The 24,107-nt window shown below is 36.0% G+C and carries 29 protein-coding genes and 1 tRNA gene; 6 read left to right on the plus strand and 24 right to left on the minus strand.

The window, feature by feature from the left end:
• Window positions 1-108: 108 nt before the first annotated feature.
• The 16 genes from CKV71_RS08575 to bshC all read right to left on the minus strand — a co-directional run bounded on the left by CKV71_RS08575 (window position 109) and on the right by bshC (window position 16,028).
• A complete protein-coding gene (locus CKV71_RS08575; RefSeq protein WP_095105840.1) occupies window positions 109-726 on the minus strand; it encodes a DivIVA domain-containing protein in 618 nt (205 codons plus the stop codon).
• Window positions 727-750: 24 nt separating this feature from the next.
• Window positions 751-1,530 carry a YlmH family RNA-binding protein gene (locus tag CKV71_RS08580; RefSeq protein WP_143565859.1) on the minus strand — a complete coding sequence of 260 codons (780 nt, stop codon included), beginning with the start codon at window positions 1,528-1,530 and terminating at the stop codon, window positions 751-753.
• 69 nt (window positions 1,531-1,599) lie between these two features.
• Window positions 1,600-1,896 (minus strand): YggT family protein, encoded by a 297-nt coding sequence (locus tag CKV71_RS08585; RefSeq protein ID WP_095105841.1) that lies wholly within the window; start codon window positions 1,894-1,896, stop codon window positions 1,600-1,602.
• Between the two features lie 12 nt (window positions 1,897-1,908).
• On the minus strand, window positions 1,909-2,520 hold the full coding sequence (locus CKV71_RS08590; protein ID WP_095105842.1) for a cell division protein SepF: 612 nt from the start codon (window positions 2,518-2,520) through the stop codon (window positions 1,909-1,911).
• 5 nt (window positions 2,521-2,525) lie between these two features.
• Window positions 2,526-3,200 (minus strand): YggS family pyridoxal phosphate-dependent enzyme, encoded by a 675-nt coding sequence (locus CKV71_RS08595; RefSeq protein WP_095105843.1) that lies wholly within the window; start codon window positions 3,198-3,200, stop codon window positions 2,526-2,528.
• A 12-nt stretch (window positions 3,201-3,212) separates the two neighbouring features.
• The gene (gene pgeF, locus CKV71_RS08600; RefSeq protein ID WP_095105845.1) at window positions 3,213-4,007 is read right to left on the minus strand and encodes a peptidoglycan editing factor PgeF; all 795 of its coding nucleotides are present in this window, start codon (window positions 4,005-4,007) and stop codon (window positions 3,213-3,215) included.
• 230 nt (window positions 4,008-4,237) lie between these two features.
• Window positions 4,238-5,401: a cell division protein FtsZ gene (gene ftsZ, locus CKV71_RS08605; protein ID WP_095105848.1), complete on the minus strand. Its 1,164-nt coding sequence runs from the start codon at window positions 5,399-5,401 to the stop codon at window positions 4,238-4,240.
• Window positions 5,402-5,430: 29 nt separating this feature from the next.
• Entirely contained in the window at window positions 5,431-6,846 is a 1,416-nt protein-coding gene (ftsA, locus tag CKV71_RS08610) for a cell division protein FtsA (protein ID WP_095105850.1), read from the minus strand.
• A 102-nt stretch (window positions 6,847-6,948) separates the two neighbouring features.
• On the minus strand, window positions 6,949-7,869 hold the full coding sequence (locus CKV71_RS08615) for a cell division protein FtsQ/DivIB (protein WP_095105853.1): 921 nt from the start codon (window positions 7,867-7,869) through the stop codon (window positions 6,949-6,951).
• Window positions 7,870-7,883: 14 nt separating this feature from the next.
• Window positions 7,884-9,233, minus strand: coding sequence for a UDP-N-acetylmuramoyl-L-alanine--D-glutamate ligase (murD, locus tag CKV71_RS08620; protein WP_095105855.1), 1,350 nt, complete (start codon window positions 9,231-9,233; stop codon window positions 7,884-7,886).
• Between the two features lie 3 nt (window positions 9,234-9,236).
• Window positions 9,237-10,202, minus strand: a complete 966-nt coding sequence (gene mraY, locus CKV71_RS08625) for a phospho-N-acetylmuramoyl-pentapeptide-transferase (RefSeq protein ID WP_095105857.1) — start codon at window positions 10,200-10,202, stop codon at window positions 9,237-9,239.
• A gap of 129 nt (window positions 10,203-10,331) precedes the next feature.
• Complete coding sequence (locus CKV71_RS08630; RefSeq protein ID WP_095107290.1) at window positions 10,332-12,485, minus strand: penicillin-binding protein; 2,154 nt, start codon at window positions 12,483-12,485, stop codon at window positions 10,332-10,334.
• Window positions 12,466-12,870 (minus strand): cell division protein FtsL, encoded by a 405-nt coding sequence (ftsL, locus tag CKV71_RS08635; RefSeq protein WP_095105859.1) that lies wholly within the window; start codon window positions 12,868-12,870, stop codon window positions 12,466-12,468. Before ftsL ends, CKV71_RS08630 begins: the two co-directional genes overlap by 20 nt.
• 19 nt (window positions 12,871-12,889) lie before the next feature.
• Window positions 12,890-13,825 (minus strand): 16S rRNA (cytosine(1402)-N(4))-methyltransferase RsmH, encoded by a 936-nt coding sequence (rsmH, locus tag CKV71_RS08640; RefSeq protein WP_095105861.1) that lies wholly within the window; start codon window positions 13,823-13,825, stop codon window positions 12,890-12,892.
• Between the two features lie 14 nt (window positions 13,826-13,839).
• Window positions 13,840-14,271 (minus strand): division/cell wall cluster transcriptional repressor MraZ, encoded by a 432-nt coding sequence (gene mraZ / locus CKV71_RS08645; protein ID WP_095105863.1) that lies wholly within the window; start codon window positions 14,269-14,271, stop codon window positions 13,840-13,842.
• A 143-nt stretch (window positions 14,272-14,414) separates the two neighbouring features.
• Window positions 14,415-16,028 carry a bacillithiol biosynthesis cysteine-adding enzyme BshC gene (bshC, locus tag CKV71_RS08650; protein WP_095105865.1) on the minus strand — a complete coding sequence of 538 codons (1,614 nt, stop codon included), beginning with the start codon at window positions 16,026-16,028 and terminating at the stop codon, window positions 14,415-14,417.
• Window positions 16,029-16,175: 147 nt separating this feature from the next.
• On the opposite strand from bshC, the gene CKV71_RS08655 reads away from it, so the two are divergent.
• A complete protein-coding gene (locus CKV71_RS08655; protein ID WP_095105867.1) occupies window positions 16,176-16,625 on the plus strand; it encodes an N-acetyltransferase in 450 nt (149 codons plus the stop codon).
• Window positions 16,626-16,673: 48 nt separating this feature from the next.
• Here CKV71_RS08655 and CKV71_RS08660 read toward each other — a convergent pair whose 3' ends face one another.
• A complete protein-coding gene (locus tag CKV71_RS08660) occupies window positions 16,674-17,354 on the minus strand; it encodes a YjjG family noncanonical pyrimidine nucleotidase (protein ID WP_095105869.1) in 681 nt (226 codons plus the stop codon).
• Between the two features lie 198 nt (window positions 17,355-17,552).
• Between CKV71_RS08660 and CKV71_RS08665 the strand changes: the two genes are divergently transcribed.
• Both CKV71_RS08665 and CKV71_RS08670 read left to right on the plus strand, forming a co-directional pair.
• Complete coding sequence (locus CKV71_RS08665; protein WP_095105871.1) at window positions 17,553-17,735, plus strand: hypothetical protein; 183 nt, start codon at window positions 17,553-17,555, stop codon at window positions 17,733-17,735.
• A gap of 124 nt (window positions 17,736-17,859) precedes the next feature.
• On the plus strand, window positions 17,860-18,813 hold the full coding sequence (locus CKV71_RS08670; protein WP_095105873.1) for a hypothetical protein: 954 nt from the start codon (window positions 17,860-17,862) through the stop codon (window positions 18,811-18,813).
• A gap of 198 nt (window positions 18,814-19,011) precedes the next feature.
• Here CKV71_RS08670 and CKV71_RS08675 read toward each other — a convergent pair whose 3' ends face one another.
• The 5 genes from CKV71_RS08675 to CKV71_RS08695 form a co-directional block, all read right to left on the minus strand.
• Entirely contained in the window at window positions 19,012-19,149 is a 138-nt protein-coding gene (locus CKV71_RS08675) for a beta-class phenol-soluble modulin (protein ID WP_095105875.1), read from the minus strand.
• A gap of 57 nt (window positions 19,150-19,206) precedes the next feature.
• Entirely contained in the window at window positions 19,207-19,341 is a 135-nt protein-coding gene (locus CKV71_RS08680; RefSeq protein ID WP_095105877.1) for a beta-class phenol-soluble modulin, read from the minus strand.
• Window positions 19,342-19,760: 419 nt separating this feature from the next.
• Window positions 19,761-19,834 (minus strand) — tRNA-Arg (locus CKV71_RS08685).
• A gap of 261 nt (window positions 19,835-20,095) precedes the next feature.
• Window positions 20,096-20,791, minus strand: a complete 696-nt coding sequence (locus tag CKV71_RS08690) for a glutathione S-transferase family protein (protein ID WP_186824439.1) — start codon at window positions 20,789-20,791, stop codon at window positions 20,096-20,098.
• A 30-nt stretch (window positions 20,792-20,821) separates the two neighbouring features.
• Window positions 20,822-21,397 (minus strand): hypothetical protein, encoded by a 576-nt coding sequence (locus CKV71_RS08695; protein WP_095105879.1) that lies wholly within the window; start codon window positions 21,395-21,397, stop codon window positions 20,822-20,824.
• Window positions 21,398-21,524: 127 nt separating this feature from the next.
• Here CKV71_RS08695 and CKV71_RS08700 point away from each other — a divergent pair, with 127 nt between their 5' ends.
• Together CKV71_RS08700 and CKV71_RS08705 are read left to right on the plus strand one after the other, a co-directional pair.
• On the plus strand, window positions 21,525-22,076 hold the full coding sequence (locus CKV71_RS08700; RefSeq protein WP_157738596.1) for a hypothetical protein: 552 nt from the start codon (window positions 21,525-21,527) through the stop codon (window positions 22,074-22,076).
• A 114-nt stretch (window positions 22,077-22,190) separates the two neighbouring features.
• Complete coding sequence (locus CKV71_RS08705) at window positions 22,191-22,571, plus strand: hypothetical protein (RefSeq protein ID WP_095105883.1); 381 nt, start codon at window positions 22,191-22,193, stop codon at window positions 22,569-22,571.
• Window positions 22,572-22,670: 99 nt separating this feature from the next.
• Here the strand turns inward: CKV71_RS08705 and CKV71_RS08710 are convergent, their stop codons facing one another.
• Together CKV71_RS08710 and CKV71_RS08715 are read right to left on the minus strand one after the other, a co-directional pair.
• Window positions 22,671-23,117, minus strand: a complete 447-nt coding sequence (locus CKV71_RS08710) for a GNAT family N-acetyltransferase (RefSeq protein WP_095105885.1) — start codon at window positions 23,115-23,117, stop codon at window positions 22,671-22,673.
• Window positions 23,118-23,159: 42 nt separating this feature from the next.
• Complete coding sequence (locus tag CKV71_RS08715) at window positions 23,160-23,609, minus strand: VOC family protein (RefSeq protein WP_095105887.1); 450 nt, start codon at window positions 23,607-23,609, stop codon at window positions 23,160-23,162.
• Window positions 23,610-23,718: 109 nt separating this feature from the next.
• On the opposite strand from CKV71_RS08715, the gene CKV71_RS08720 reads away from it, so the two are divergent.
• On the plus strand, window positions 23,719-24,096 hold the full coding sequence (locus tag CKV71_RS08720; RefSeq protein ID WP_095105889.1) for a VOC family protein: 378 nt from the start codon (window positions 23,719-23,721) through the stop codon (window positions 24,094-24,096).
• Window positions 24,097-24,107 lie beyond the last annotated feature (11 nt).

The following is a 24,107-nucleotide window of genomic DNA, read 5'->3' on the forward strand; positions in this document are numbered from 1 at the left end:
TATTAGGCTTCCACCATCCCTAACTCGCTGTGTGTTTGATATGTCCAGCTAATTCTTACGCGTCTGTCTCTATATTCGTATAAGCTTGTGCATACTGCATTTCAATATCTATTTATTGGGTTTGTTTGCTTCTTCATTCTCAGCAGCTGTTTGTTGCGCTTTAGCTTGTTCGGCTTGTTGAGCTTGTTGTTTTTCAGCTTCTGTCAAATCATTCTGATGCAAGTGCTGAACATTTTCTTCAGTCACTTGTTGAGCATCTAAATCGTAATTTAACAAGTAATCCCAATCGTCATTTTTTAATAAATCCAATTGTGCTTCAACTAGCATACGGAAACGAGATCTGAAGATTTTAGATTGACGTTTCATGTCTTCAGTTTGGAAAGAAAGGCGTCTTGCTTTCTCTACTCCATCATTTACAATGCGGTCGGCATCAGCTTGCGCTTTGTTGATAATGGCTTCCGCTTCTTTAGTAGCTGCAGCCTTTGTTTCTTGACTGGCAGCTTGTGCTTGTACTAAAGCATCGCTTACTGATTGTTGAACTTCTTTGTAAGATTTTAAGTTATTTTCTTTTTCTTGAACTACCGTCTCTAATTGTTTGTTCTGATCTTTCAAGTGTTCAATTTCTTGACTGAGCTGGCTTAAATAATCAGCAACTTCACTTGGTTCAAGACCATTTTTAGTACGGGAAAATTCTTTGTTCTTAATTTCACTCGGTGTAAAAGACATTTGATTGTCCTCCTTAATCATACACTATTTGAATAAAGTTTCATATACTATGCGCAGTTTGTCTTTCTTTGTTTTATGACCGATTTCAGTCATTCTCGCACGGCCATGTCCTTGTATCGACAGCAAATCTCCAGGTTCAAGTTGGAAATCTGGACGTTCAATAATGGTATGATTTACTTTGATACGTTTCTTTTCAATATACTGTTTCGCAATTGAACGTGATTTACGAATCATTTCCTTCAACACAACGTCTAAACGCAGTGCGCTAACCGTTGCTTGATGTGTTGTCCAATCCTCTTTTGATTGTATCATATCTTCTAGTGGAACTTCATGCAGTTTGACCGGCACATTTTTAATACGTTTTAATTCTAACATTATATACGATTGAATATTTTTTGTCAAAATAAACTGAATTTTATCGCCTACAATAATATCCCCCAGTTGGTCTCTTTCAATACTCAGGGACATCAAGGTTCCTAAGACATTACGATGATCAATCGTCGCAAATTTTTCAGGATAACCTACTTCTAACAAGACCAATTCAAAGTCTTCTTTTTGCGGAGAAAAATACTCGGGCGCAATCATAGCACGTTTGCGTTCACTACTCGGACTGCCGCCATTGAAAGTTAGAGTGAGCTCCGGATAACTTCCGACAATAACTTCCAAGATGTATTGTTCGCGAGGGTCTAGAAAGTGCGTCAACACTGGCGCGTAATTACGTTCTGCTTGATTGACCTTATCCAGCAGCATCGTAATCACCGGTTGTTCTTCTTGTCTGAAATGCTGGTAAATATCTATCTTCATTCACCTCTCTAAAAATAGAAAAAGGCAAGCCAGCATCTTCTCTTGAAAAGCGGCATACCTTCTAAATGTTTATTTAAGTAATTGTTGTAAAATCAAATTGAATATCGCACCGAGACCTCTTTGGAAAAAGATCAGAACGAAAATTGCTACAAGGCTTGAGATATCAATCATACCGATTGGCGGTATAATCTTACGGAATGGTGCCAAGAATGGTTCATATATACTTTGTAAAAAACGTCCGAATTTCGAGCTTTGCGCATTTGGAATCCAAGACATAAAGAAGTATACAATCATTCCATAGTAATACACTTGCAGTAAAATCATTATGAAGTTAAAGACAATACTTAAACCATCAACTAAACCCATTGATTGTGACCTCTATTCATAATCATATTCTGTAGTTTCCATATCTTCAGTGATACTGCCTGCTACTTCGACATTGTCTGGTGTACACAAGAATATATCACTGCCTACACGTTGGATATCGCCGCCGATAGCATATACTGTACCGCTTAAAAAGTCGATAATACGTTTTGCAGATACTTTATCAATTCTTTGCAAGTTGACTAAAGCTGCACGACGATTTTTTAATTCATCTGCAATATCTTGAGTATCTGAAAATACGCGTGGTTCAAATAAACACATTTTTGAGCTTTCATGTAAATTAGAAGCATTCATGTTAACCACATTCCTTGCAGTAGATTCATTCATAGGTTGGTATTTCCTTTCATTGGAAGACGACTGCAATCGATTTGATTGTGTTTGACGCTTTGGTACTGTTTTAATTGCACGCTGTCTTTCATTGTATTGATGATTAGATTGTTGCGTAGGTTGTTGTGTTGACTCATTATAAGCATTTTGTTGTGTCGGTCTCTCTGTTTCTGGTTCAGCTTGAGCTCTATTTTTCTTTGTTTGCTGCTGATTATCAGCAACTTCATCTTCCTCTTCTTCTATGACAAAAAAGTTGCTAAATAGGTCTTTTAAGGCCAAGTGGCTCACTCCTCTTTTCCTACTAATTTTGTACCGATTCGAACGTAAGTTGCGCCCTCTTCTGTCGCAATTTCATAATCATTGCTCATTCCCATTGAAAGCTCAGTACATGGCGCATAATCTAGATTCAATTTATGGATTTCATTTCTTTTTTCTCTTAATTGTTTAAATACGTCTCTAATCAACGCTTCGTCTTCAGTCAATGGTGCCATCGTCATTAATCCGACAATACGAATGTTCTCATATTGACTTAACATGTCGATAAATTCATTGACTTCATTAAGTGGAATGCCATGTTTAGATGCTTCTCCAGAAACATTGACTTGCACAAAGCAATTAACCACATGTGAAGCACGTTTATTAATCTCTTTTGCTAAACTTTTACGATCTAGAGCATGCAAATAGTCAATTTGATCAATGACTTCTTTAACCTTTCTAGATTGTAAAGTGCCGATAAAGTGCATGACTGCGTCTTCCGGCAAGGCTGCTCTTTTAGCTTGGAAACCTTCTAAACGGTTTTCTCCGAAATTTCTGATACCTGCATCATAAGCTTCTTTAGCTCGCTCTATTGTAACATATTTCGTAACCGCAATCACGCATGGTTGTGTGTCGTTTTCGGCACTTTCCAAACTTTTATGGATGTTCTGGTTGATTTCTTCTAAATTTTGTTTCACATTCATGCTTATTACCCCTTACTTATGCTGTCCGATAAATGCAAGCATACGGCCAGTCTTACTTTTTTCTACCCTATATGAGAAAAATAAGTCTAAATTTTCCGAAGTTGCGTAATCAGTAACATCAATTTGCGTTTCTGGCACGCCTGCTTGCAGTAATAATTGTTTATTTGCTTCTTTCAAATCAATGCCATGTGTATCCTGACCACGTGTTTCAATAAACTTGTTCGTGTCTATAGGCAACTTTTCAAATTTCGATTTAATATCATCGTTAATTTCATAACTGTTGGAAGTAGCTGGACCGATGACCACGTTTAAATCATTCAAATCAAAGTCGACATGAGCTAAGATTTCTTCTACAATTCTGCCGACAGTCCCACGCCAGCCTGCATGTGCCAATGCAATAAAATGATGCTGCTTACTGTAAAAGTAAACTGGCACACAATCTGCGTAACACATCGTCAGCAATAAATCCGGTTCATAGGTATATATGCCGTCCACACCATGCAGTGCATCAGTGAGTGCATCAATATTTGTATTGGCATCCTTTGCGGTAATTTCTACCACATTCGTTTCATGTGTTTGAATCGGAAACACCCATCTATTCCTAGGATAACCGATGGATTCAGCTAAAATTTCTTGGTGCTTTGTGACGTTTTCGTCTGTATCATCAATGTATCTAGCCATGTTAAAAGCATGTTCAGGATAATCGCTCTCTCCATCTTCTCGTGTAGTAAAGCCGAGCATAATCCCTTCTTCTGAAGCACCTGTATGTTCTAAGTAGTGTGGTTTCTTAATAAATTTTTCTGGCATATTTCATCTCTCCCGTAATTTGGTAGCTGCCAATTTTTTAAGTCGTGCTTACTTTCATATTAAAACGAAATATATAATTCTTCAAATAACTTAGAATATAAAAATGTCATCAGACCAAACGATCTGATGACACCTTTGTTATTGTTCTCACTAGACCACTCGATGACCTGTTGCATCTAATCTTGCGTGATACTTATTATTGATTGCTCAAAGCAAACCTAATAGAGAAATTAACGTCTAGTTCTTCTTGAACGTCTTTCTTCTCTGTTTCTGATAAAGCTTGGGATATCATCTTCTTTAGTAGTGTGTGCTCTTGATTCACTAGATGATTCTGAACTATGAGATCTTGGTGCATGTCCGATACCTTCATCACTGCTTGAAGTATTAGAAGCACTTGATCCGAAACCAGTATTAGATTGTTTACGTGCATGTGTAGCTGGTTTATCTTCAAAGCCTGTAGCAATTACTGTTACTACGATTTCGTCTTGTAATTCAGGGTTGATAACAGTACCGAAGATCATATTCACATCTTCATCAGCTGCGTCTTGAACAATGTCAGCCGCTTCTTGTGCTTCGAATAATGATAATGATTCTCCGCCTGTAATGTTCATCAAGACACCTTGTGCCCCAACAATTGAAGTTTCAAGCAATGGTGATGAAATTGCTTTTTTAGCTGCTTCAACAGCGCGGTTTTCACCAGATGAAACACCGATACCCATTAATGCTGAACCTTGGTTAGACATAATTGTTTTAACGTCTGCAAAGTCAAGGTTAACTTCACCTGAAACAGCGATTAAATCAGAAATACCTTGTACCCCTTGACGTAATACGTTATCTGCTTCTTTGAATGCTTCCATCATCGGCGTAGATTTATCAACGATATCTAATAAGCGGTCATTTGGAATGACGATTAATGTATCAACCGCTGCTTTCATTGATTCAACACCTGCAGCAGCTTGTGTTTGACGTTTACGACCTTCGAAACTGAATGGACGTGTAACAACACCTACTGTTAAAGCACCCATTTCTTTTGCGATTTTCGCAACAACTGGTGCAGCACCTGTACCAGTACCGCCGCCCATTCCTGCAGTTACGAATACCATGTCTGCGCCTTGGATGGCATCTTCAATTTGTTCACGTGATTCTTCGGCAGCTTTCTTACCGATTTCTGGGTTCGCGCCAGCACCTAAACCGCGTGTTAATTTTTCACCGATTTGGATTCTGGACTCAGCTTTAGATAAGTTCAATGCTTGACCATCTGTATTGATAGAAATAAATTCTACATTGTTCATTCCGTGGTCAATCATTCGGTTGACAGCGTTATTACCTCCGCCGCCGACACCGATGACTTTTAAAGTCGCTAAATGATTAAATCCTTGTTCAAATTCTAACATTTAAATTTCCTCCTAGTTTTAATGGGCAATCAATCAAATAGAGATTTCAATAATTTTTTAAATTTACTTTCTTCTTTCTCATGAGATTGGTCTGAGTTTTGATCATTTTCGTGGTTAGGACGATGTGTTTCTTCTTCACGATTATCATCATCCGCTGCTTTTGGTTCTTCCTCAACATGCTCTCCGGGAGCTTGTTTGTTCGGTTTCTTCTTGAACCAGTCGAATCCGCCTGATTTTTCAGTGTGCTCTTTAGGTTCAGATTCGATTACTTCCTCTTCAAATTCTTCATTATCATGATTACTAATTGTAACATAATCTAACAATTCATCGAAAGTAATACTGCTGGAAATTGTAGAAATCGCAGAAGAGAATTCCGGCTTTCTAATTCCCATTTGTGAAGGTGTATGTATTCTGACCTTCTCATTCACCATATCTTGTAATAATTCTCTCACACCTAATAAATTTGCTGAACCGCCTGTCACTACGAAACCGCCATTCACTTTTGTCAAACCTAATTCTTGCAAGATATCAAACACATTGAAGAAGATTTCTTCCACACGTGCTTCAATGATATCAGCTAAATCTTTCTGAGTGAATTGAGCATCTTCGTCGCTGTCAATTTGTTCAACTGTGAACACATCTTGATCTGAAGCTGAGTTGTAAAAGGCATGACCATATTGATGTTTTACCTTTTCAGCCGTTTCAAATGACGTATTCAAACCTTGTGCGATATCGTCTGTAATGTCTCGACCTGCCATTTCAATTGAATCGGCATCAACAAGTTCGCCGCGTTCGTAAAAGGCAATTTGAGTAAGATCTTGACCGATATCAATAACACAAGCACCTAATTCTTTCTCTGTAGGAGTTAGAACTGAACCATAGTTGTATGCATCAGAATAAACATCTAATACATCTACACCGCATGATTCAACGCATTTAATTAGGTTAACTAATATTGATTTTTGAATTGCAATAACGCCCGCTTCTACTCTTAAAGAGTGTCTTGCAATCAATTCTTTAGGATCAGAGACTTCATTTTCGCCGTCTACTACAAAACGAACAGGGAAAGTATCCACTACTTCAGTTTCTTCGACGTCGTTTTTGTCTCTGATGCCTTCCAGCACGGTTTCAATATGTGTGCCGCTTAATTCTGTATCTTCATAAAATTCAATTTCGTTGGTTTCATCATAAACCTCAGTTGCAACAATCGGCAATTTCAAAAATACTTCTTTAATGTCAACGCCTGAAGCAATTGAAGCTTTCTTAATTGTATCTTTAACAGCTTGTTTTGCTAAATCAAAGTCATCAATTAAGCCATTCTTAATTCCGCTTGTATAGGTTTGTCCTGTACCTATCACATTAATTCCATTATGAAATTTTTCGCCTACTATTGTTTTAACACTAGATGAACCAATATCTATACTCACATAGTAATGTTCCTCCATAGATAGGCACCTCCTGACAATTTCTTTAAAAAATACACTATAGTTAGTTTACAATACGTTTCTTACGTTGTGAACTATAAACACAAGATATTCAAGACTTTTTTAATTATTTGTACTATTAGCTTTCGATTTATCTTTAGAACTATCTTTGGATTGTTGATTAATCTTGTTTAAGGTGTTCTGAAGTTCGTCTTTAGCTTTGTCTTCCATAGCTGTTCCTTCTTGAAGTTTTTCACTGCTGTCTGAGGATGTCTTTTCTCCATCTTTATAAGGAATAAATGACGCACCCACTGATAAATCAATATAGCCTGATTTTTTCAGGTTGCCATCTTCATCTCTTTCCAAAGCTTTAGACATTTCTGGATAATACTTCAATTTATCAGCAATCGTATTAATGTTTCCTAACACTTGAATATTATCTTTCATGTACAACTTGATTTGATTGCGGTTATCTTTATCATCTGCATACGTGACTTCTGAAATAGAATTACGTATGTCTGGTTTCATTTCTGAAAGTGCTTGAATAATTTGGGCACGTTTCGACTTGGTGAATCCTGAAACGACTGGCGCGTCCTCAGGTACTTGCTGTTTGTCATCTTTTAAAATGTGATCATTGTCTAACACTGGATAATAATGATTCTTTTCTTCTATAAGGCCAACCAAATCATACTCGGTGATCTTCACTTCAATATCATTAGGAAACTTTCTAGTGATGTCTACATTTTTTACATAGGGATTCTTTTTCAAGGTATTAATGGCTTTACCTTTATTAAAAGAATAGATTTTAGTTTTCTTCTGTAAATTTAAAGCTTTCTTTATTTCGCTTTGGCTCACATGGTGATTTCCTTTGATGTAGACTTGATCCACTCGGCTGATCGGCGTAAACATGTACAGTACAATGAGAACAATGAGTAATATGAGACCGCCGAATATACCCAGTTGAATTCGTCGTTGTTTCTGTCGACGTTTGCGACGCTTTTCCTTCAGATATTCTGAATCAATTTTGCGTACTTTATCAGACATGCATTTTCACACCCTTACTTCGACGGAAGATGTGAGCGGAAACTTTCAATAAAGATGTCACCGCGCTCTTCAAAGGTATTGTATTGATCCCAACTGGCACAAGCAGGTGAAAGTAATACCACGTCATTCGGTTCAATCACATCTTGTACTTTATTCACTGCATCTTTCACATCAGTTGCACGGATAACATATTTGCCTTGGCTTTCTCCTAATTTAGTCAATTTATCTTGAGTTTCACCAAAGGTAATCATCACACGGACGTTTTTCATATAAGGGATGAGCTCATCAAAGCCGTTTCCTCTATCTAAGCCGCCGCAAAGCCAAATAATGGGTTGATTAAAGGAATTTAAAGCAAATTGTGTTGCCAACGTATTCGTTGCTTTAGAGTCGTTGTAATATTTATTGGTTTTATTTGAACCTATATATTGCAAGCGGTGTTTAATTCCTGAAAAAGAAGTCAAGGTTGCAATAACCGCATCAATAGATACGCCGCCTAACACTGCTGCCAATACTGCTGCTAAGATATTTTCTAGATTATGTTCACCTGGCAAGACAATATCGTCTTTGTGAATCAGTCTGAGTCCGTTCAACATAATATAACCGTCTTTAACATAAATACCGTCTACTTCTTGAGTAGTTGAGAAGTAATAAACTTTCGCTTTCAAAGTATCTGTTTCAATAAGATGACGTTGATTATAATTGCAGATTAGAAAATCATCTGCCGTTTGGTTCTTATAAATGCGACGTTTCGCATTGCGATAATCTTCTAATGTGCCATGATAATCTAAATGCGCTGAGTAGATATTAGTGATAATAGCGATATGCGGACGATATTGTTCAATTCCTAATAATTGGAAAGAAGACAATTCTGTAATTAAATAATCATCTGGTTTCGCCTCTTGTGCTACTTTCGATGCCACAAAACCGATATTCCCTGATAGTAATCCTGTTTGACGACTCTTATCGAACATATCACCGATAAGCGATGTTACTGTAGTCTTGCCGTTAGTACCTGTCACCGCAATAATAGGCGCTTCAGAAATTAAATAACTTAATTCTACTTCTGTTAAAATTTTCAATCCGCGTTTTTCAGCCTCACTGATGAGCGGTACTGAATATGGAATACCTGGATTCTTAACAATAATCGGATTGCTGTCCAATAATGAAAGCGGATGGTGGCCGCCGATTACTTTCAATCCCATTTTTTCTAAGTCTTTGGCATGCGGGTCTTTAGAAAGATCGCCGCCATCATTAACAGTTACGTTTGCTCCGAGACGATGTAATAACTTAGCTGCTTCGTAGCCGCTCTTTGCTAATCCTACTACTAAAACATTTTTTCCTTCTAAACCTTTGTATTTAAGCATTTATTAATGCACTCCAATCCATAAACCTATCAATCCTGTAATTAAACCTACAATCCAGAACACACTTACTACTTTCCATTCATTCCAACCGCTTAATTCAAAGTGGTGATGCAATGGGCTCATTTTGAAAATTCTTTTGCCAGTCAACTTAAACGAAGCGACTTGCAAGATTACTGACAATGTTTCTGCTACAAAAACAAATCCGATGAAGATTAAAGAAACTTCAGCATTCAACATGATTGAAACTGTAGCAATAATACCGCCAAGTGCTAAACTTCCTGTATCTCCCATAAATACTTTAGCTGGGTTGACATTGTAGAAAAGGAAGCCGAGCAGAGCAAATACCATAATGATACAGAAAGTACCTATTGCATTGTTGCCTAGCATGAAACTCATGATGGCGTACATTGCAAACGCAATAATAGATAATCCTGTAGCCAAACCGTCTAAACCATCTGTTAAGTTCACTGCGTTAGAAAAGCCTACTTGCCAAAATACAATGAAAATCACATACACAAATGATAATGGAATATTCACATTAGTGAACGGCACATGGATTCCTGTAGCAAAATGAATCATGTTAAAGACATCACTTAAGATAAAGAAGATGACTGCGATTGCAATTTGCGCTAAGAACTTCTGTTTACTAGTCAAGCCTTGGTTATTCTTCTTCACTACAATAATGTAATCATCTATGAATCCGATCAATCCAAATCCAACAGTGACAAACAACAATAAGATAAAGGGATTGGCATTGTCTGAAAAGATAATCGCGATGATTGTCGTAATGATAATACTGATTAAAAATGTCAAACCACCCATTGTCGGTGTTCCAGTTTTCTTCATGTGACTTTGCGGACCCTCTTCACGGATGCTTTGGCCAAACTTCATTCGTTTCAATGTTGGAATGAGTATAGGCACCAATATTAATGTAATTAAGAAAGCGATAATTGCTAAAACGTAAACCATATTTATCTCCTCATTTATTCTTATTCTATTTCTTATGTATAGTAGGCAAAGGGATGGGACGGCAAAAATTACATTCGCTATTTTTTTGTCCCATTTCTAATTTATTCCCTTCGCCTTATTAATTAATTGTTAGCTGGCATCTGGTGCAGAAAGTTCAATTGTAATTTCTTTCTTGCCTTGCAGCGATTCATTTGGACTGACAGATTGTTTGGAAACAAATCCGCTTCCTTTCATTTTAACATTAATTCCAGTCAATGATTCAAAAGCAATCACATCATCTTTACTCCAATTTTTCATATCAGGCATTGTCATATCACCATCTGTTTTCAACAATACTTTACTATGAGGAATAATTTTTTCAGTAGTGCTTGGTGCTTGCTGTGTCACTTTATCACCTTGTCCGATGACCACTGGTTTTAAGTTTTTAGATTTTAAAGTATCTTCAGCTTTTTGAACTGTTTCATTAGATACATCAGGAATTTTACTGAACGTATCTTTAGATGAAGTTTCGCTGTTCTTGCCGACATTCAGATATTTCAAGGTATTTTCCATAATTGGATTAAACGCCTTGCTGGCACCCATTTCATAAGCTTCTTGTTTATTTTTCTGTGCCAAACTCATACCTGCATAGACGATAACTTTAGGGTTCTTACTTGGCGCATGTCCAATAAAGCTTACAAAATAAGGGAAAGGTCCGTCAACATAGCCGCCGTTATCTGGATCGGCAACCTGTGCTGTACCGGTTTTACCGCCTATTCTATATCCATGAATACGATAGTTCATTGCATGACTTTGTTTACTATTGACTACTAAATCCAACTGTTTATTTACCTTTTCAGCTGTAGCTGCAGTAATAGGTTTTCCTGCAATTTCTCTTTTACCTTTATATAATGATTTATCTTTGACCGGATTATCAATACTGTTGACATACCAAGGTTTCACCATATTACCTTTGTTGAAAATTGCTGATTGCGCTTGCAACATTTGAGCTGGTGTTACTGTTGTGGATTGACCGAACGCTGAAGTTTTTTGTTGCAGTTCGTTATCCCAAGCGATACCACCTGGCGCTTCTCCGTCAAATAAACCGCCTGTTTTCTTACCGAAACCGAATTTTTCATACCAGGATTTCATTTTGTCTGCACCGACTAAATCTTGCAGATGCATCATCAAGGTATTAGAAGAGTAAGTAAATCCTAAACTCATTGGAATTTTACCCCAACCTGTTCTATTCCAGTCGGAAATTTTCGAACCCATAATGTCTTTGTGACCAGACATGTATTTTTCGTCAGGTTTGAATTTCCCTTCTTGAATCGCTGCTGCTAAACCGTACGTTTTGAATGTAGAACCTGGTTCATAAGTATTTTGATATAAATCATTCGCCCAAGTTTTACCGAAATCTTTACCTGTTTCAGGGTTGAAGGTTGGTCTTTGACTGAATGCTAAAATTTCACCCGTATGCGCATCCATAACTACCGCAAATGCATCTTTAGGTTCAAAGTGCTTGTCCAGGTCATTTAATGCTTCTTCTACAAATACTTGAATATTCGAATCCAAGGTCAAGTGTACATCATCGCCACGTTGCGGGGCTACCTCGTTTTTAGAATTCGGAGCGATATATCCCCATATATCATGAATATAGGATAATGCCCCTTTCTTACCTGCGAGATAACTGTCAAATATCTTTTCAACGCCCATCGCGCCTTTTAACTCTCCTGTGTCCGGATTCTTTTGTGCCATACCGATTAAATGAGAGGCAAAAACGCCATTAGGATAAAATCGTTCTGTTTCAGGGTATAACATAATACCTGGTAATTTCATTTTTTCTATCTTATCTTTTTCTTGGTAAGTCAAATCACTGCCTTTTCGGCCGAACTCAACTTGGAACGCTTTTTTATTATCAAGCATTTTCTCTATTTCTTTAGGCTTCATATCAATCACGGTAGCTAACTTCTCTGCTGTTTTCTTCTTATCGACAACATGACGCGGTTTTTCTGAACCTTCGTCAGCTTTTTTGCTGACTACGGCAGTTAATTTAAATCTTTCTACATCTTCCGCAAGGACTTTCCCATTTCTATCATAGATTTTCCCTCGCTCGGGTTGTTCTTGTTGTTGTACGAGATATTTCTGATTGGCTTTCATAATTAAGTCTTGGCCGGAGGAATGTCCGGTTAACATGACATAACTATATCTTAAAACCAATAGAAAAAAGAGCAGTCCGAACAAAATGATGAGGAGGACTGCCCCTATTTTATTTTTTTTAATTTTAATTTTTCGCTTCGGCATCATTACGCACTACCTTTACATTATCGTTCTTTAAGCTCATGCCTTGTTTTTGAGCTTTTTCGTAAATGCGTTCATAAGAAGAGTTCTTTTTGATTTCAGACTTCAATGCACTATTTTGGCTGGATTGTGTTTCGATTTTTTGGTCTAAATCAGCAATCTTACCTTTAGTATCATAAGCGTCCATTTTTAAAGATAGGATATAAATACTTACCATTGCAATGACAGCGATTAAAGATATGTATAGTACTTTTTCAAACTTTGTCAGTTGCACAACAACTTTACGCTTCACTTTACGGGCTGGTGAAGACGAAGGTTTTACTTCTGGGGTCTGTCTAGCGGGTTCATAACTTTCGTTGTAAGGTTCATAAATCTTTTCTACAGCCATAGCAGTTTGTCACTCCCTGTTATTTCAAAATTTCGGCGACACGCAATTTGGCACTGCGCGCTCGGTTATTTTCTGCTAAGTCTTCTTCGGTTGCGGTAATCGGTTTTCGGTTAACACGTTTCAATTTCGGCGTATATTCTTCTGGAATAATAGGTAAGCCACGGGGAACTTCTGGGCCTTTCTCATACTCTTGGAAAATTTGTTTGCACAAACGATCTTCTAAAGAATGGAAAGTAATAACAGAAATGCGTCCGTGTACTTTAACTCTTTCGATTGCTTGTTCTAATGAATCTTCAAATGCTTTCAATTCATCATTAACCGCGATTCGGATGGCTTGGAAAACACGTTTGGCCGGATGTCCGCCCTTACGTCTCGCTTTCGCAGGGATACCTTCCTTAATCACGTCGACAAGCTGTAAAGTGGTTTCAATTGGTTCGTTTTCTCTTGTTTTTTCAATTCTTCGGGCGATTTGTTTGGAAAATTTCTCTTCGCCGTAGCGATAAAAGATTCTCACCAAATCTTCGTAGGGCCAATCATTTACCACCTCGTAAGCTGATAAATCTTGGGTTTGGTCCATACGCATATCTAAACGCGCATCTTGATGGTAGCTAAATCCTCGTTCCGGTACGTCTAATTGCGGGCTGGAAACGCCCAAGTCATAGTAAATACCGTCTACTTTGTCAATGTCCAAGTCGTCTAGGATTTGATTGATTTGTCTGAAATTACTGTGTACAAACGTGACTTGATCTAAGTGGTCCTTCAAGACCGTCTTAGCATTTTCAATTGCCGTTAAATCTTGGTCAATTGCAATCAAATGTCCATTTTTATCAAGTTGATTTAATAAATAAAGGGCATGTCCTGCACCACCCAGCGTACAATCAACATATACACCATCTTTTTTCACATTGAGCTCATCAATGGTTTCTTTTAACATGACGCTTACGTGATGAAACACTTTCATTCCTCCATTTAAAAATCAAAATCTATCAAATCTTCAGCGATATCTTCGAAATTATCCTCAGATTCATCATAGAAATTATTCCATGTCGCTCTGTCCCAAATTTCGATGCGGTTTGAAACCCCGATCACTGTACATTCTTTAGTTAAATTTGCGTATTCCCGTAAATTCTTCGGGATATTAATACGCCCTTGCTTATCCAATTCAACTTCAGTAGCACCTGAAAAGAACATGCGCATGAATTTACGCGCGTCTCTCTTAGTCATCGGTAATGACTTCATCTTTTCTTCGATAGTCTGCCATTCTTCTAAAGTATAACCGAATAAACACTTATCAAGGCCTCTAGTGATAATAAAACGTTCATTTAATTCATATCTGAATTTAGATGGTACAATCATGCGGCCTTTTGCGTCTAGTTGGTGTTCGTACTCACCCATGAACATTCTACTCACCTCACCTTATTTATAATTTACCACAACTCCCCACTATCCTCCACTATTTATATAAACATATCAAAAAAAATTCATTTTTCACGAAAAAAAGACCCGTCTCCCTGACCGGGAAGACGGGCCTAAGCCTTGTTTTTCTAAGGTTTTACTATAATTTGATCTAAAGTGTAACGAAGTGGTGGGTAAGTGGAGGGACTGAACATATCTGTCCCAAATTCATTCATAAATTGCAGTGCATTCCAAATTCTTTCTTGAAGCCCTCCCATTGGGTGGAGAGTCTCGTTTAATTCTCGGAAGTGTTTCATGCTAATTGCATTCTCACGTTCTATATTAATGAAGTAACGTTTGCGCAAGTAATCATATTGCGATTGATGAATCTGATTGTTCTTTTCTACAAGATTTTTATTATCCTCGTTATCTTGTACTTCTGCCGCCAACTTCTCATAAGCGGCTTTCTGTCTTGCTTCTAAATCATCTAATTCTTGTAAAAAGCTTTCTGAAGCGCGTGCTCTGATAAACTTATCCTTTTCTTCCTCAATGCCGTTCTCAATAACTTGTTCAGCATCTAAATGATAACGACGTAATAACTTTTCTATGCGCTTTGTTACGTAAGTAATTTTCATACGCGGCAAGACAATCGGCATAGTTACATCTAAAGTTTCAAATGCCGCTTTCAACTCAGCCCAATATTTTATTTCGCTAGGGCCCCCAACAAAGCTAACTGTATTAAAGAGCCATTCTTCCATAATAGGACGTGTGACGACATTATTAGAAAAACGTTCTGGTGCAGTTTCTACTATTTCTAATAATTCGTCTAAAGTATAAGTGGTTTGAGATTTGCTCGTATAAAACTTGCCGTCTTCAAAGGTAAGTAGTTGACGCATATCGTCTTCATGGATAAACAAATGCACATTCGTATCAGTTTGAATCATCGCCGACAGTCCAGCCTCTACAGTTTCTGCTTGTCTCTTTCTGAAAGCTTGATCTACCGCCTCATGTTGTTTCAACATTTCCTTTAAGATAGGTTGTTCTAATCTGCGCAAGGGTTGATATTGTGCATCTAACAGTAAAACACCGTACTCTTTAAATACAAGTTGCAAGAACGCTTTAAACATTTCTGTCCAAGATGCATAATTCTTAATAATGTGCTGCATCTCTTGACGTAGATGATTAGTATGCATCGTTTCAGGAATTTGTACTAAAAAGTCATCTAGCGCTTGCATCATCGCTTCTTTATCAGGCACAAAGCGTGAAACATTACTTTCAGGCGGTGTCATCGTATGATATTTCACTTTATGCAATTTAGCCTTTTCAGTATTAAATACATACGTGTGATTCACTTCATCAAAGTCGTGGTCTTCACCTGCAATCCAGAATACAGGCACCACATCTTTAGCGTAATCCTCGCTTAACTGGCGACTCAGATTTACGATAGATAATATTTTATGAAAAGTATACAGAGGTCCTCCGAACAACCCTGCTTGTTGTCCTCCGATTACTACTTTAGCCCCTTGTTTTAATTTATCAATATTTACTTGTTGTGCCTCTGTTATATCTAAATCTGACATGTAATCACTGATTACAGATGCCAGCTCCTGTTCTCTGCCATTATTCGGCGTATTCAAAGCTTGTTTAAAGCTTTCAGGAGACATCGCATCATATTGATAAAAGCTATTCAACAATGCATCACTTTCCTTCAACTTTTCCAGAAATTGATCATGCTCATTGATATTTGCGGTTAAACAATCCATACACTTTTCTCCTTAACTACTGTGTTTTCTCAACAATTAGTATAATGTTTATAGTGGCAGAACACAATTTAACGGCTTATCGTTTTCAATGCATATCCGCAATATTTATTATACAATTAATATAACTAAGTGAAGGGGGAAATGAGAATGGGCAACGTCAAACATTTAGATATCAATTATAAAACCGACGAGTTATTTGCAGATTTCAGAGAAACCAGCAACCCGAACCTCGCAATGATTGATGAGCTTGCAGGGGAAATGATAGATGCAAGTTCTGATTCACCTTTCTATGGTATTTTTATTGGTGAAAAAATTGGAGCGAGAATGGCACTTTATGAAAATGGCGAAGTCGAAGAAAAGCACTTCCCAGACTATGATAAGTATTTGATTTTATGGAAATTAGAAGTATTACCAAGTTACCAATCAAGAGGATTAGGAACTGAACTTGTGGATTACGCAAAATCAGCACAACTGCCGATTAAAGCACTCGCAAGAAACAAATCACGTGATTTCTTTGTAAAACATGGTTTCAAAGATTTACACTCAAACAATGATGAGGGCTATGATGTGTTGATTTGGGAACCGCAAAATAATTAAAGTGAATATTAAAATGTAAAAACGAGCGATCAACACTTCGCTCGTTTTTTATATTAGATTTTTCACTTCGTTCAATTGTGTAATTTCATAATGCGGCTGAATTGCTGTGTCATTCTTTTTATGACGGACATTAAACCAGCATGTATCGATACCCGCATTCAACCCTCCAAGAATATCTGAAGTCAACGAATCACCGATAATCAGTGAACGAGAGCGCTCAGCATCTATGCGATCAAAGACATAATTGAAGAATTCAGGCATTGGCTTTTGATATCCTGTTACTTCTGAGATAAAAATGTCTTGTATCGTATTTTTAAGAGGCGTTTGAGCTAATCGACGTAACTGGGTATCTTCTACTCCATTGGTAACGATATATACTTTAGCGTGTTGTGTTAAATATTGAATTGTTTCTAATGTCTCTGGAAAATATTTGACCGGTGCCATCGCAAGGCCATCTCTAAAGATAATATCCGCTTCTCTCCCATTTACTGCCAGCCCGAACCGTTTAAAATAATTGATAAACCGTTCCGTCAACACTTCTTCCTTTGTCAGCTTGTTTTCTTGAAATGCTTCCCAATGTGCTTGATTCACCTTTTTAAATAAAGCTAAATTTTCTTTAGAAGGAGAAATGTCATATCTTTCAGCTAAATGATAAAATGCTTGATCTTCCGCATCATGAAAATCCACAATAGTATCATCAAAATCAAGCAAAATCGTATCGTATTTCATAAATTTCACCTCTTGCTCTATTATGCAAATAACTCCCTAGTGAAGCAAGTACTCAATTCCAATTGCTAACTACAGATAAAAGGAGTACAATTAAAGTCGTGTGTATTAAAAATAACGTATTGAATTTAAATCATTTCATTTACGGGTAAATACATAAATGAGCAATTGAATTAAGAGATGTGAAAGGAAGTTGAAATTATGAATAAACGTGTACCTAAGTTATATAAAGAATATTATGAGAAATTCGGAGAAATGCCACCTGCGCCATATATGAGCACTTTAAGTGACTACGAAAAAGAACAAGCTATCTTACAACGCCTTTCAGACGGCAAACCTTTTGCCCAAATTAAATATTGGAGCCAACAACCTCCAGTAAGATAAGCAAGTTGGAAACGGTGCGATGACGTGCCGTTTTTTTATTTTTGCAATTTTTGTTGTTCCAATCTTATTAATTTTATATACTTAACTTAATAACAAAAAAATAAAATAATAAGGAGTGGCGCGCATGTTCTTTTCCCCTCTAGTTTATCTATTGCTATGGGTTCTTTTCTCGCTCATTTTCTTAATTTTCACTTTTCTTACGCTTAGTGCACTCGGCAGGCAAACACGATTCAAATTAAGGCTTTCTGTTGCTCTCATTTCCTTCATACTAGGAATTGTTTGCTTCTTTGGTATTTTCTCAAATCATTCACTTGAAAAAGAATGGTCGAGCTTTTTTAAAAATAAGTCTTCCCTTTCAATCCCTAACCCTTTAAAAGCACTCTTCGGAGACGATAAACATAAAGATTCCTCACAAAACAAAAAAGATAATCAACACGTAGATAATCATTCAAAAGAAGATAAACCGACTTCTATTAAACATGATAAACCTAAAAATTCCACTTCCCAATCCACAAGTGATTATGAAAGTAAATATAGACTGCTGCCTTCTGATTTTAATCCTAAAGCAGCTAAAGGTCAGGCTACTACTATAAATTCAGGTAAATATAAAGTTGGTAAAGAAATTCAACCTGGTCATTATACTATTACGCATAATAACGATAAAATAGGTATCCTCGAAGTAGACAATGAGTATGGCAACTATGTTTTCAGTAATGCTTTAAGTGCAAAATCAGAGACAATCGCTGGTAAAATTACCACTTATTTAGCAGATGGCCAAACTGTAGTGGTCAAAGATATGAAGCATGTTAAATTCACTCCTGAACCTATTAAATATCGTACCAACTTAAACACAGGCGTATGGGTAGTCGGAGCTGATATAGCGCCTGACAGTTATACCGTGCGTCCTGGCAATAAATACTCTGCTAATTTCAATGTTCAATCCTCTAAAGGAGAATCAAAAGCAATCGAAATTATAGGCGACGATAGTGCAAATGCGAAGAAATCTTTGCATATTGATTTAAAAAAAGGTGATGTGGTGCTAGTCCAAGGATCAGGTACAGTCAAACTTGGGAAATAAAAGGAAGTATTAGGATAAAGTCGCATGGTAGTGAAAGTGTCTAGGCTGAGGTGGCGCGCCTAGACACTTTGAATCGAATCTGTATAGGCGGATGGTAACGTGCCTATACATCATTCTACTTCTCTTCCTAACTAAAAAAGCTATAAAGAAATCCATCGTCATGGATTTCTTTATAGCTTTACTAAGTATGTTTTAAAATTAGAAACCGAATAATTTACCTACAATTCCTACACCGTTTTGTACGATATCTACGATGCTTGTACCTAATTTTGTTGAATCATGAGCTTGTGCAGCATTTACTGTATTAACGATTGCTTGAGCTAATTTTGTAAGCATAATCTATTTCCTCTTTTCTCTATTTTTATAGTCATTTATGAAATTGAATTAATCGAATTAAGCACCAAATAATTTAGAAGCGATTTGGATACCATTTTGAACGATATCAACGATATTAACAGCTAATTGCCCACCATCGTGATTAATTGCAGATTCAACTGTCCCTTTAATTGCGTTAAATAAGCCTTCCATAAAATTTCACCCCTATTATTTTATTTAAAGGTACTAACGGTAATTGTGTTTACTCCACTTATGTAATTCGTTGACCTTTGTTAATTTCACTATACTATGCTCAATTGAAAAATTGGATGATAATTCTCAACTCATGGAGTATCATTCAATACTGTACAATCTAATCTTTTTTACGACACTTGGGCATGCCTAAGTGTCCTTAGTTTTAATTATCCTATATATTAAATGTCATTTAGACTTCCTTGTCTTCAATTACTTCTTCTCGTGTTACACGTATGTTGCCACAATATTTCAATTTTGAAGTATACGATAAGAGTTATACTTAGCCGTAAATTTCATAACACAAAAAAGAAACGTTGAAATAAATCAACGTTTCTCCGGGTTGGGCAAAGAATATATAAAATATTCTCTTCTATGGACGTCCTGGGAGGGATTCGAACCCCCGACCGATGGCTTAGAAGGCCATTGCTCTATCCAGCTGAGCTACCAGGACACTTTTTTAACACAAGATTAATTATATCTAATTAAATTATAGAAATCAATACCGTTCATCATAATTTTCGATATGATTTTTCACTTTAATAACCGTATTGCACGATTAATTACTTCTAAGTTATTAAATAATCAGATGTTTCTCCTTTATATAATAACTTAAAATTAATAATTACAATACAATTAAACTATTTCTATCAAAGAGTAATTAAATATTTGAAACACCCTCAAAACAGTTTTAAGGGTGTTCCGCTTCTCTCTATTAATTTATAGGTTCCACTTGATCAAGTATTTCATTTTGTCTTTTTTCCATTGCATTATAGTCGCTTTCACTAACACCATCTTGATACATTTTATCTGAAAGATCGAAGTATTCTTTTTGCAACTTGTCTTCCTTTGCTTTTTGTTCATCAAGCCATTCTTGTTGACCATTTACCCAGTCTTCATGTGCTTTTTGTTCTTCTGCTGTACGGTAAACTCCATTATTCTCATAATCTTTTCTCTCTTGTTGTTGTTCGTATACGGATTTTTCTGTACCGTTTTCTACTCTTAATGAACTTTCATAAGCTGCGCTAGCTGGGCCTTCCATTACATTTCCTTGTGGAATAACACCATTAGCAACTGCACTATTATAAGCCAGTATTTTTTCTTCTTCTGAATAATTGCCGTTAAGAACTGCCTCTAAAGTATTGCGGTCTGTTATATTAGAAACATCAATCTGAGGCTTATTTGTTTCTTTGGGCGAATTATTTATGTCATTTGATATTTGCTCGGTATTTTCATTATTATTAGTGGATTTATCATCTGACTCTTCATTTCTTTTTTCTTCTTTTCTTACTTTTTCCTTATCTTTTTCAGCAGTCTCTCGCTTTTGGTTATCTGACTTACTTTCTTCTTTTTGGCCACATGCACCCAACACTAATAAACTTGCTAAAATTAAAAATATAATCTGTTTCATTTTATTCCCTTTCAAAAATTAACTATTATATTACCATTCCTCATCTGGTACTGATCTTCCATCAGGTGTCATGCATCCGCCAACTGTGCATGTAGTGCCATCTGGTTTAGTCACACCTACTGCATCACCGCCGCCTGGTGCTTGATGCCATGTATTGCCTTCTGCATCAACCATACCATTTACATTTTGTCCGCTTTTTAATTTCTGAGTCATTTCTTCTTTTGTTAAAGCTTGAGATTGTTGTGGTTGAGTGGCTTGTTGATTGTTTTGTACATTAGCATTTTGCTGCTGGTTGTTTTGCTGAGCAGTTGCTTGCTGCGTATTTTGTTGCTCATTATTTTGCGCATTCATATTTTGTTGATTGTCTGTATTTTGTTGATTCGCCTGTTGTTGATCATCATTTTGCACAGCTGCTTCTTGGTTTTGGTTGTTTTCATCATTTTCTTTTTTGCTTTCTTTCTTACTATCTGATTTTTTCTTATCCTCTTTTTTGTCCTTTTTTTGGCTCGTATCTGATTTTTGATCATCAGATTTACTTTCTTCCTTTTGGCCACAAGCTCCTAATACTAAAAAGCTAGCCAATAAAAGCATTAATAATTTTTTCATTACTCTATCCCCTATCTGGTTAATATATTTCCTTAAAGATTATTTTAATATATTAGTAGATGAATTAATACAACAATTTGTATTTTGAACAAAAATATTGAGGGAAATAAAAAAGTCTCAAATTCTAATGACAAATTCATATATTTTGGGGTATGGATTAAAAACAGTAAAGGGGTTGTCCAAAATGAATATAAAATTTATGCAGCAATTAGATTTTCTGTTGAAATATATCAGTAATAACACATCTAATTATTCCAATCGCTACAAACTTATTTTTGAATATAATCATTTTATTTATGAAGGAGATTTCATTCCAGAGTTCAAATCATTACAAGTAGTATTAAAGGATGTCACTAGTTTTGATGAAGATGATTTGAATTTAATTAGCTTAAGAAACGAAAGCGCATTTGAAACAATTAGAAAGCATCAATCTTTATTTGGAAAATCGTATTTAAAATTATTGACTGAGCGAATTAATGAGTATTCAGCTCAAAATTATTTCCGACTGTTAGTAGATTCATTGGAAAAGTATCCCGTAGAATTCGAAAGTGAATTACCACCTTACATTTACAACTTAAAATCTGAGAACTCAAATCATCCATTAAATTTAGAAATCATGAAAATACCGCAAGATGCTCAATTTGATTTTGTAAGTATAGTTAAAGTTGACCCTGAATAGAATGGCTAATATTATTTCTATCCCCCTCATCAATCAACTTTGAATTTTAGGGTAATTATAAACTATGACATGAGTACAATTTAGCATGATATTTTTTAATATGGAGGTTTTAGAATGAACGCAAAACAAAAATATGTTGACGTTTTAACTAAAGAAAAACCAGATTTGATTGAAGTACTCTTTGAATTTGAAGCGAATGTGCATCCTAAAATCGATGGCAAAGGTCACGGTGAAGGAGCTGTATTTGTTGGACGTGTGAATCTTTATGTTGTCTTAGATGACAAGGTCTATGATTATGTCATAGCAGACTTGCATGAAGTCAAATTCCACAATAATATGTTTGAGCATTCTGTTGAATTTAAATACGGTAAATCAGATGAAGAATTAAAATTAAAATTCGAAGATAAGCCAGAAACAGTAGAATTTGCTAAAGTTATGGAAAATTTATCTATGGAACGTGAAAGCTATAGAGAATATATTGATGCACAAGAATAATTGTGATGATTAAAATTAAATAATAGACCTTAAAAGACTCCTTATCATAACATGTTCAGCGATTATGATAAGGAGTCCTGCTTTATTTTCATTATGAAATTATTTCCCCTCTAAAATCATATCAACATGAGGGATATTATCTTCTAGATAAGTTTCTGAAATACGTTTAAATCCAAAGGAACCATAGAATTTAAGTAAATGCTCTTGAGCAGATATCTTAATTGATTTTTCAGCGTCCTTTTTTCTTAATGCATCAATAGCAATTTCCATAAGTTGATAACCTAATTTATTTTTACGATAAGCTTTGACTACAATTACGCGTCCAATTCTAAAATCTTCTTCGGTTTTCAGCAATCTAGCATATGCTGCAATTTGGTTGTCTTTTTTTAAAATAACATGTTCTGCATTAAAATCTTCCTCATCTATTTCTTGATAAGGACAATTTTGTTCAACCACAAAAACTTTCACTCTTTCAATCATAATTTGAACTAATTCTTCGGGCGTTAACTCTGGTGTTTTTTTAATTAGTATTTCGATATTTTCCATATGCTTGTCCTTTCATTACATCGTTTTTAACTAACCTGTATATTATTCTTTACTATGATCTTGTCCGTGAAGCATCCAACGTACGTTATATTTATCTGAAAAAGCCCCCATCTTGCCTCCCCAGAATTGATCAGCTAACGGCATCTCAACAGTAATAGACTCATCATCTTTTACTTTTTCATACAAAGCTTCTACACGTTTAGCATCTTCCGCATCATTAATGTCATAATCAATTAATAAGGAAATGCCTTTCGTAATAGTATAATCTTCAGAATTATTAAATGCGTCTGAAGCAAACAAAGTTACGTCTGCAATCTTAAATTCTGCATGCATCGTACTTTCTTCAGCTTTATCAGGATCAACACCGAAATTTTCAGCTTGTTCTCTTTGAACGGGCAAACGATTGATATGAGTCGCACCAAATACTTCTTCGTAATATTGCAAAGCTTCTTTAGTATTCTCAAATGCTAAATATGGATATAATTGAGTCATCAGTTTATCTCCTTTTTTAAAAATATGCACTTTTACTTACCTTATTATACTATGTTTCAAACACTTTAGTGAAAGGTAAGAAATTATGAAACTTATTTGAGGTGAAAGAATGATTAATCAATTAGATCAAGTTATGTTGTATGTATATGACCAAGAAGCTGCGAAGACTTTTTGGATTGAAAAATTGGGCTTTGTTGAAGTCTCGGATGTGGCTAACCAAGCCATTCGAACTATCGTCGTGAAGCCTACAGCACAATCTCAAACTGAAATTGTCTTGCATGATAAGGCTAAAGTTGAGGCCATGTCGCTTGGCATCAGCACAGAAACGCCTTCTTTGATGTTCGGCACAGATGATATTGATAATCTTTACGAAGATTTTCAAAGCAAAGGTATTTTTGTGGGAGAACTAGTCCAATCACCACAAGGTCGAGTATTCAATTTCGCTGATTCTGAAGATAATTATTTCGCGGTGAAAGAAAATAAATAAATAAAGAAGCC

The organism is Staphylococcus piscifermentans (genome assembly GCF_900186985.1).
GTDB lineage: Bacteria > Bacillota > Bacilli > Staphylococcales > Staphylococcaceae > Staphylococcus > Staphylococcus piscifermentans.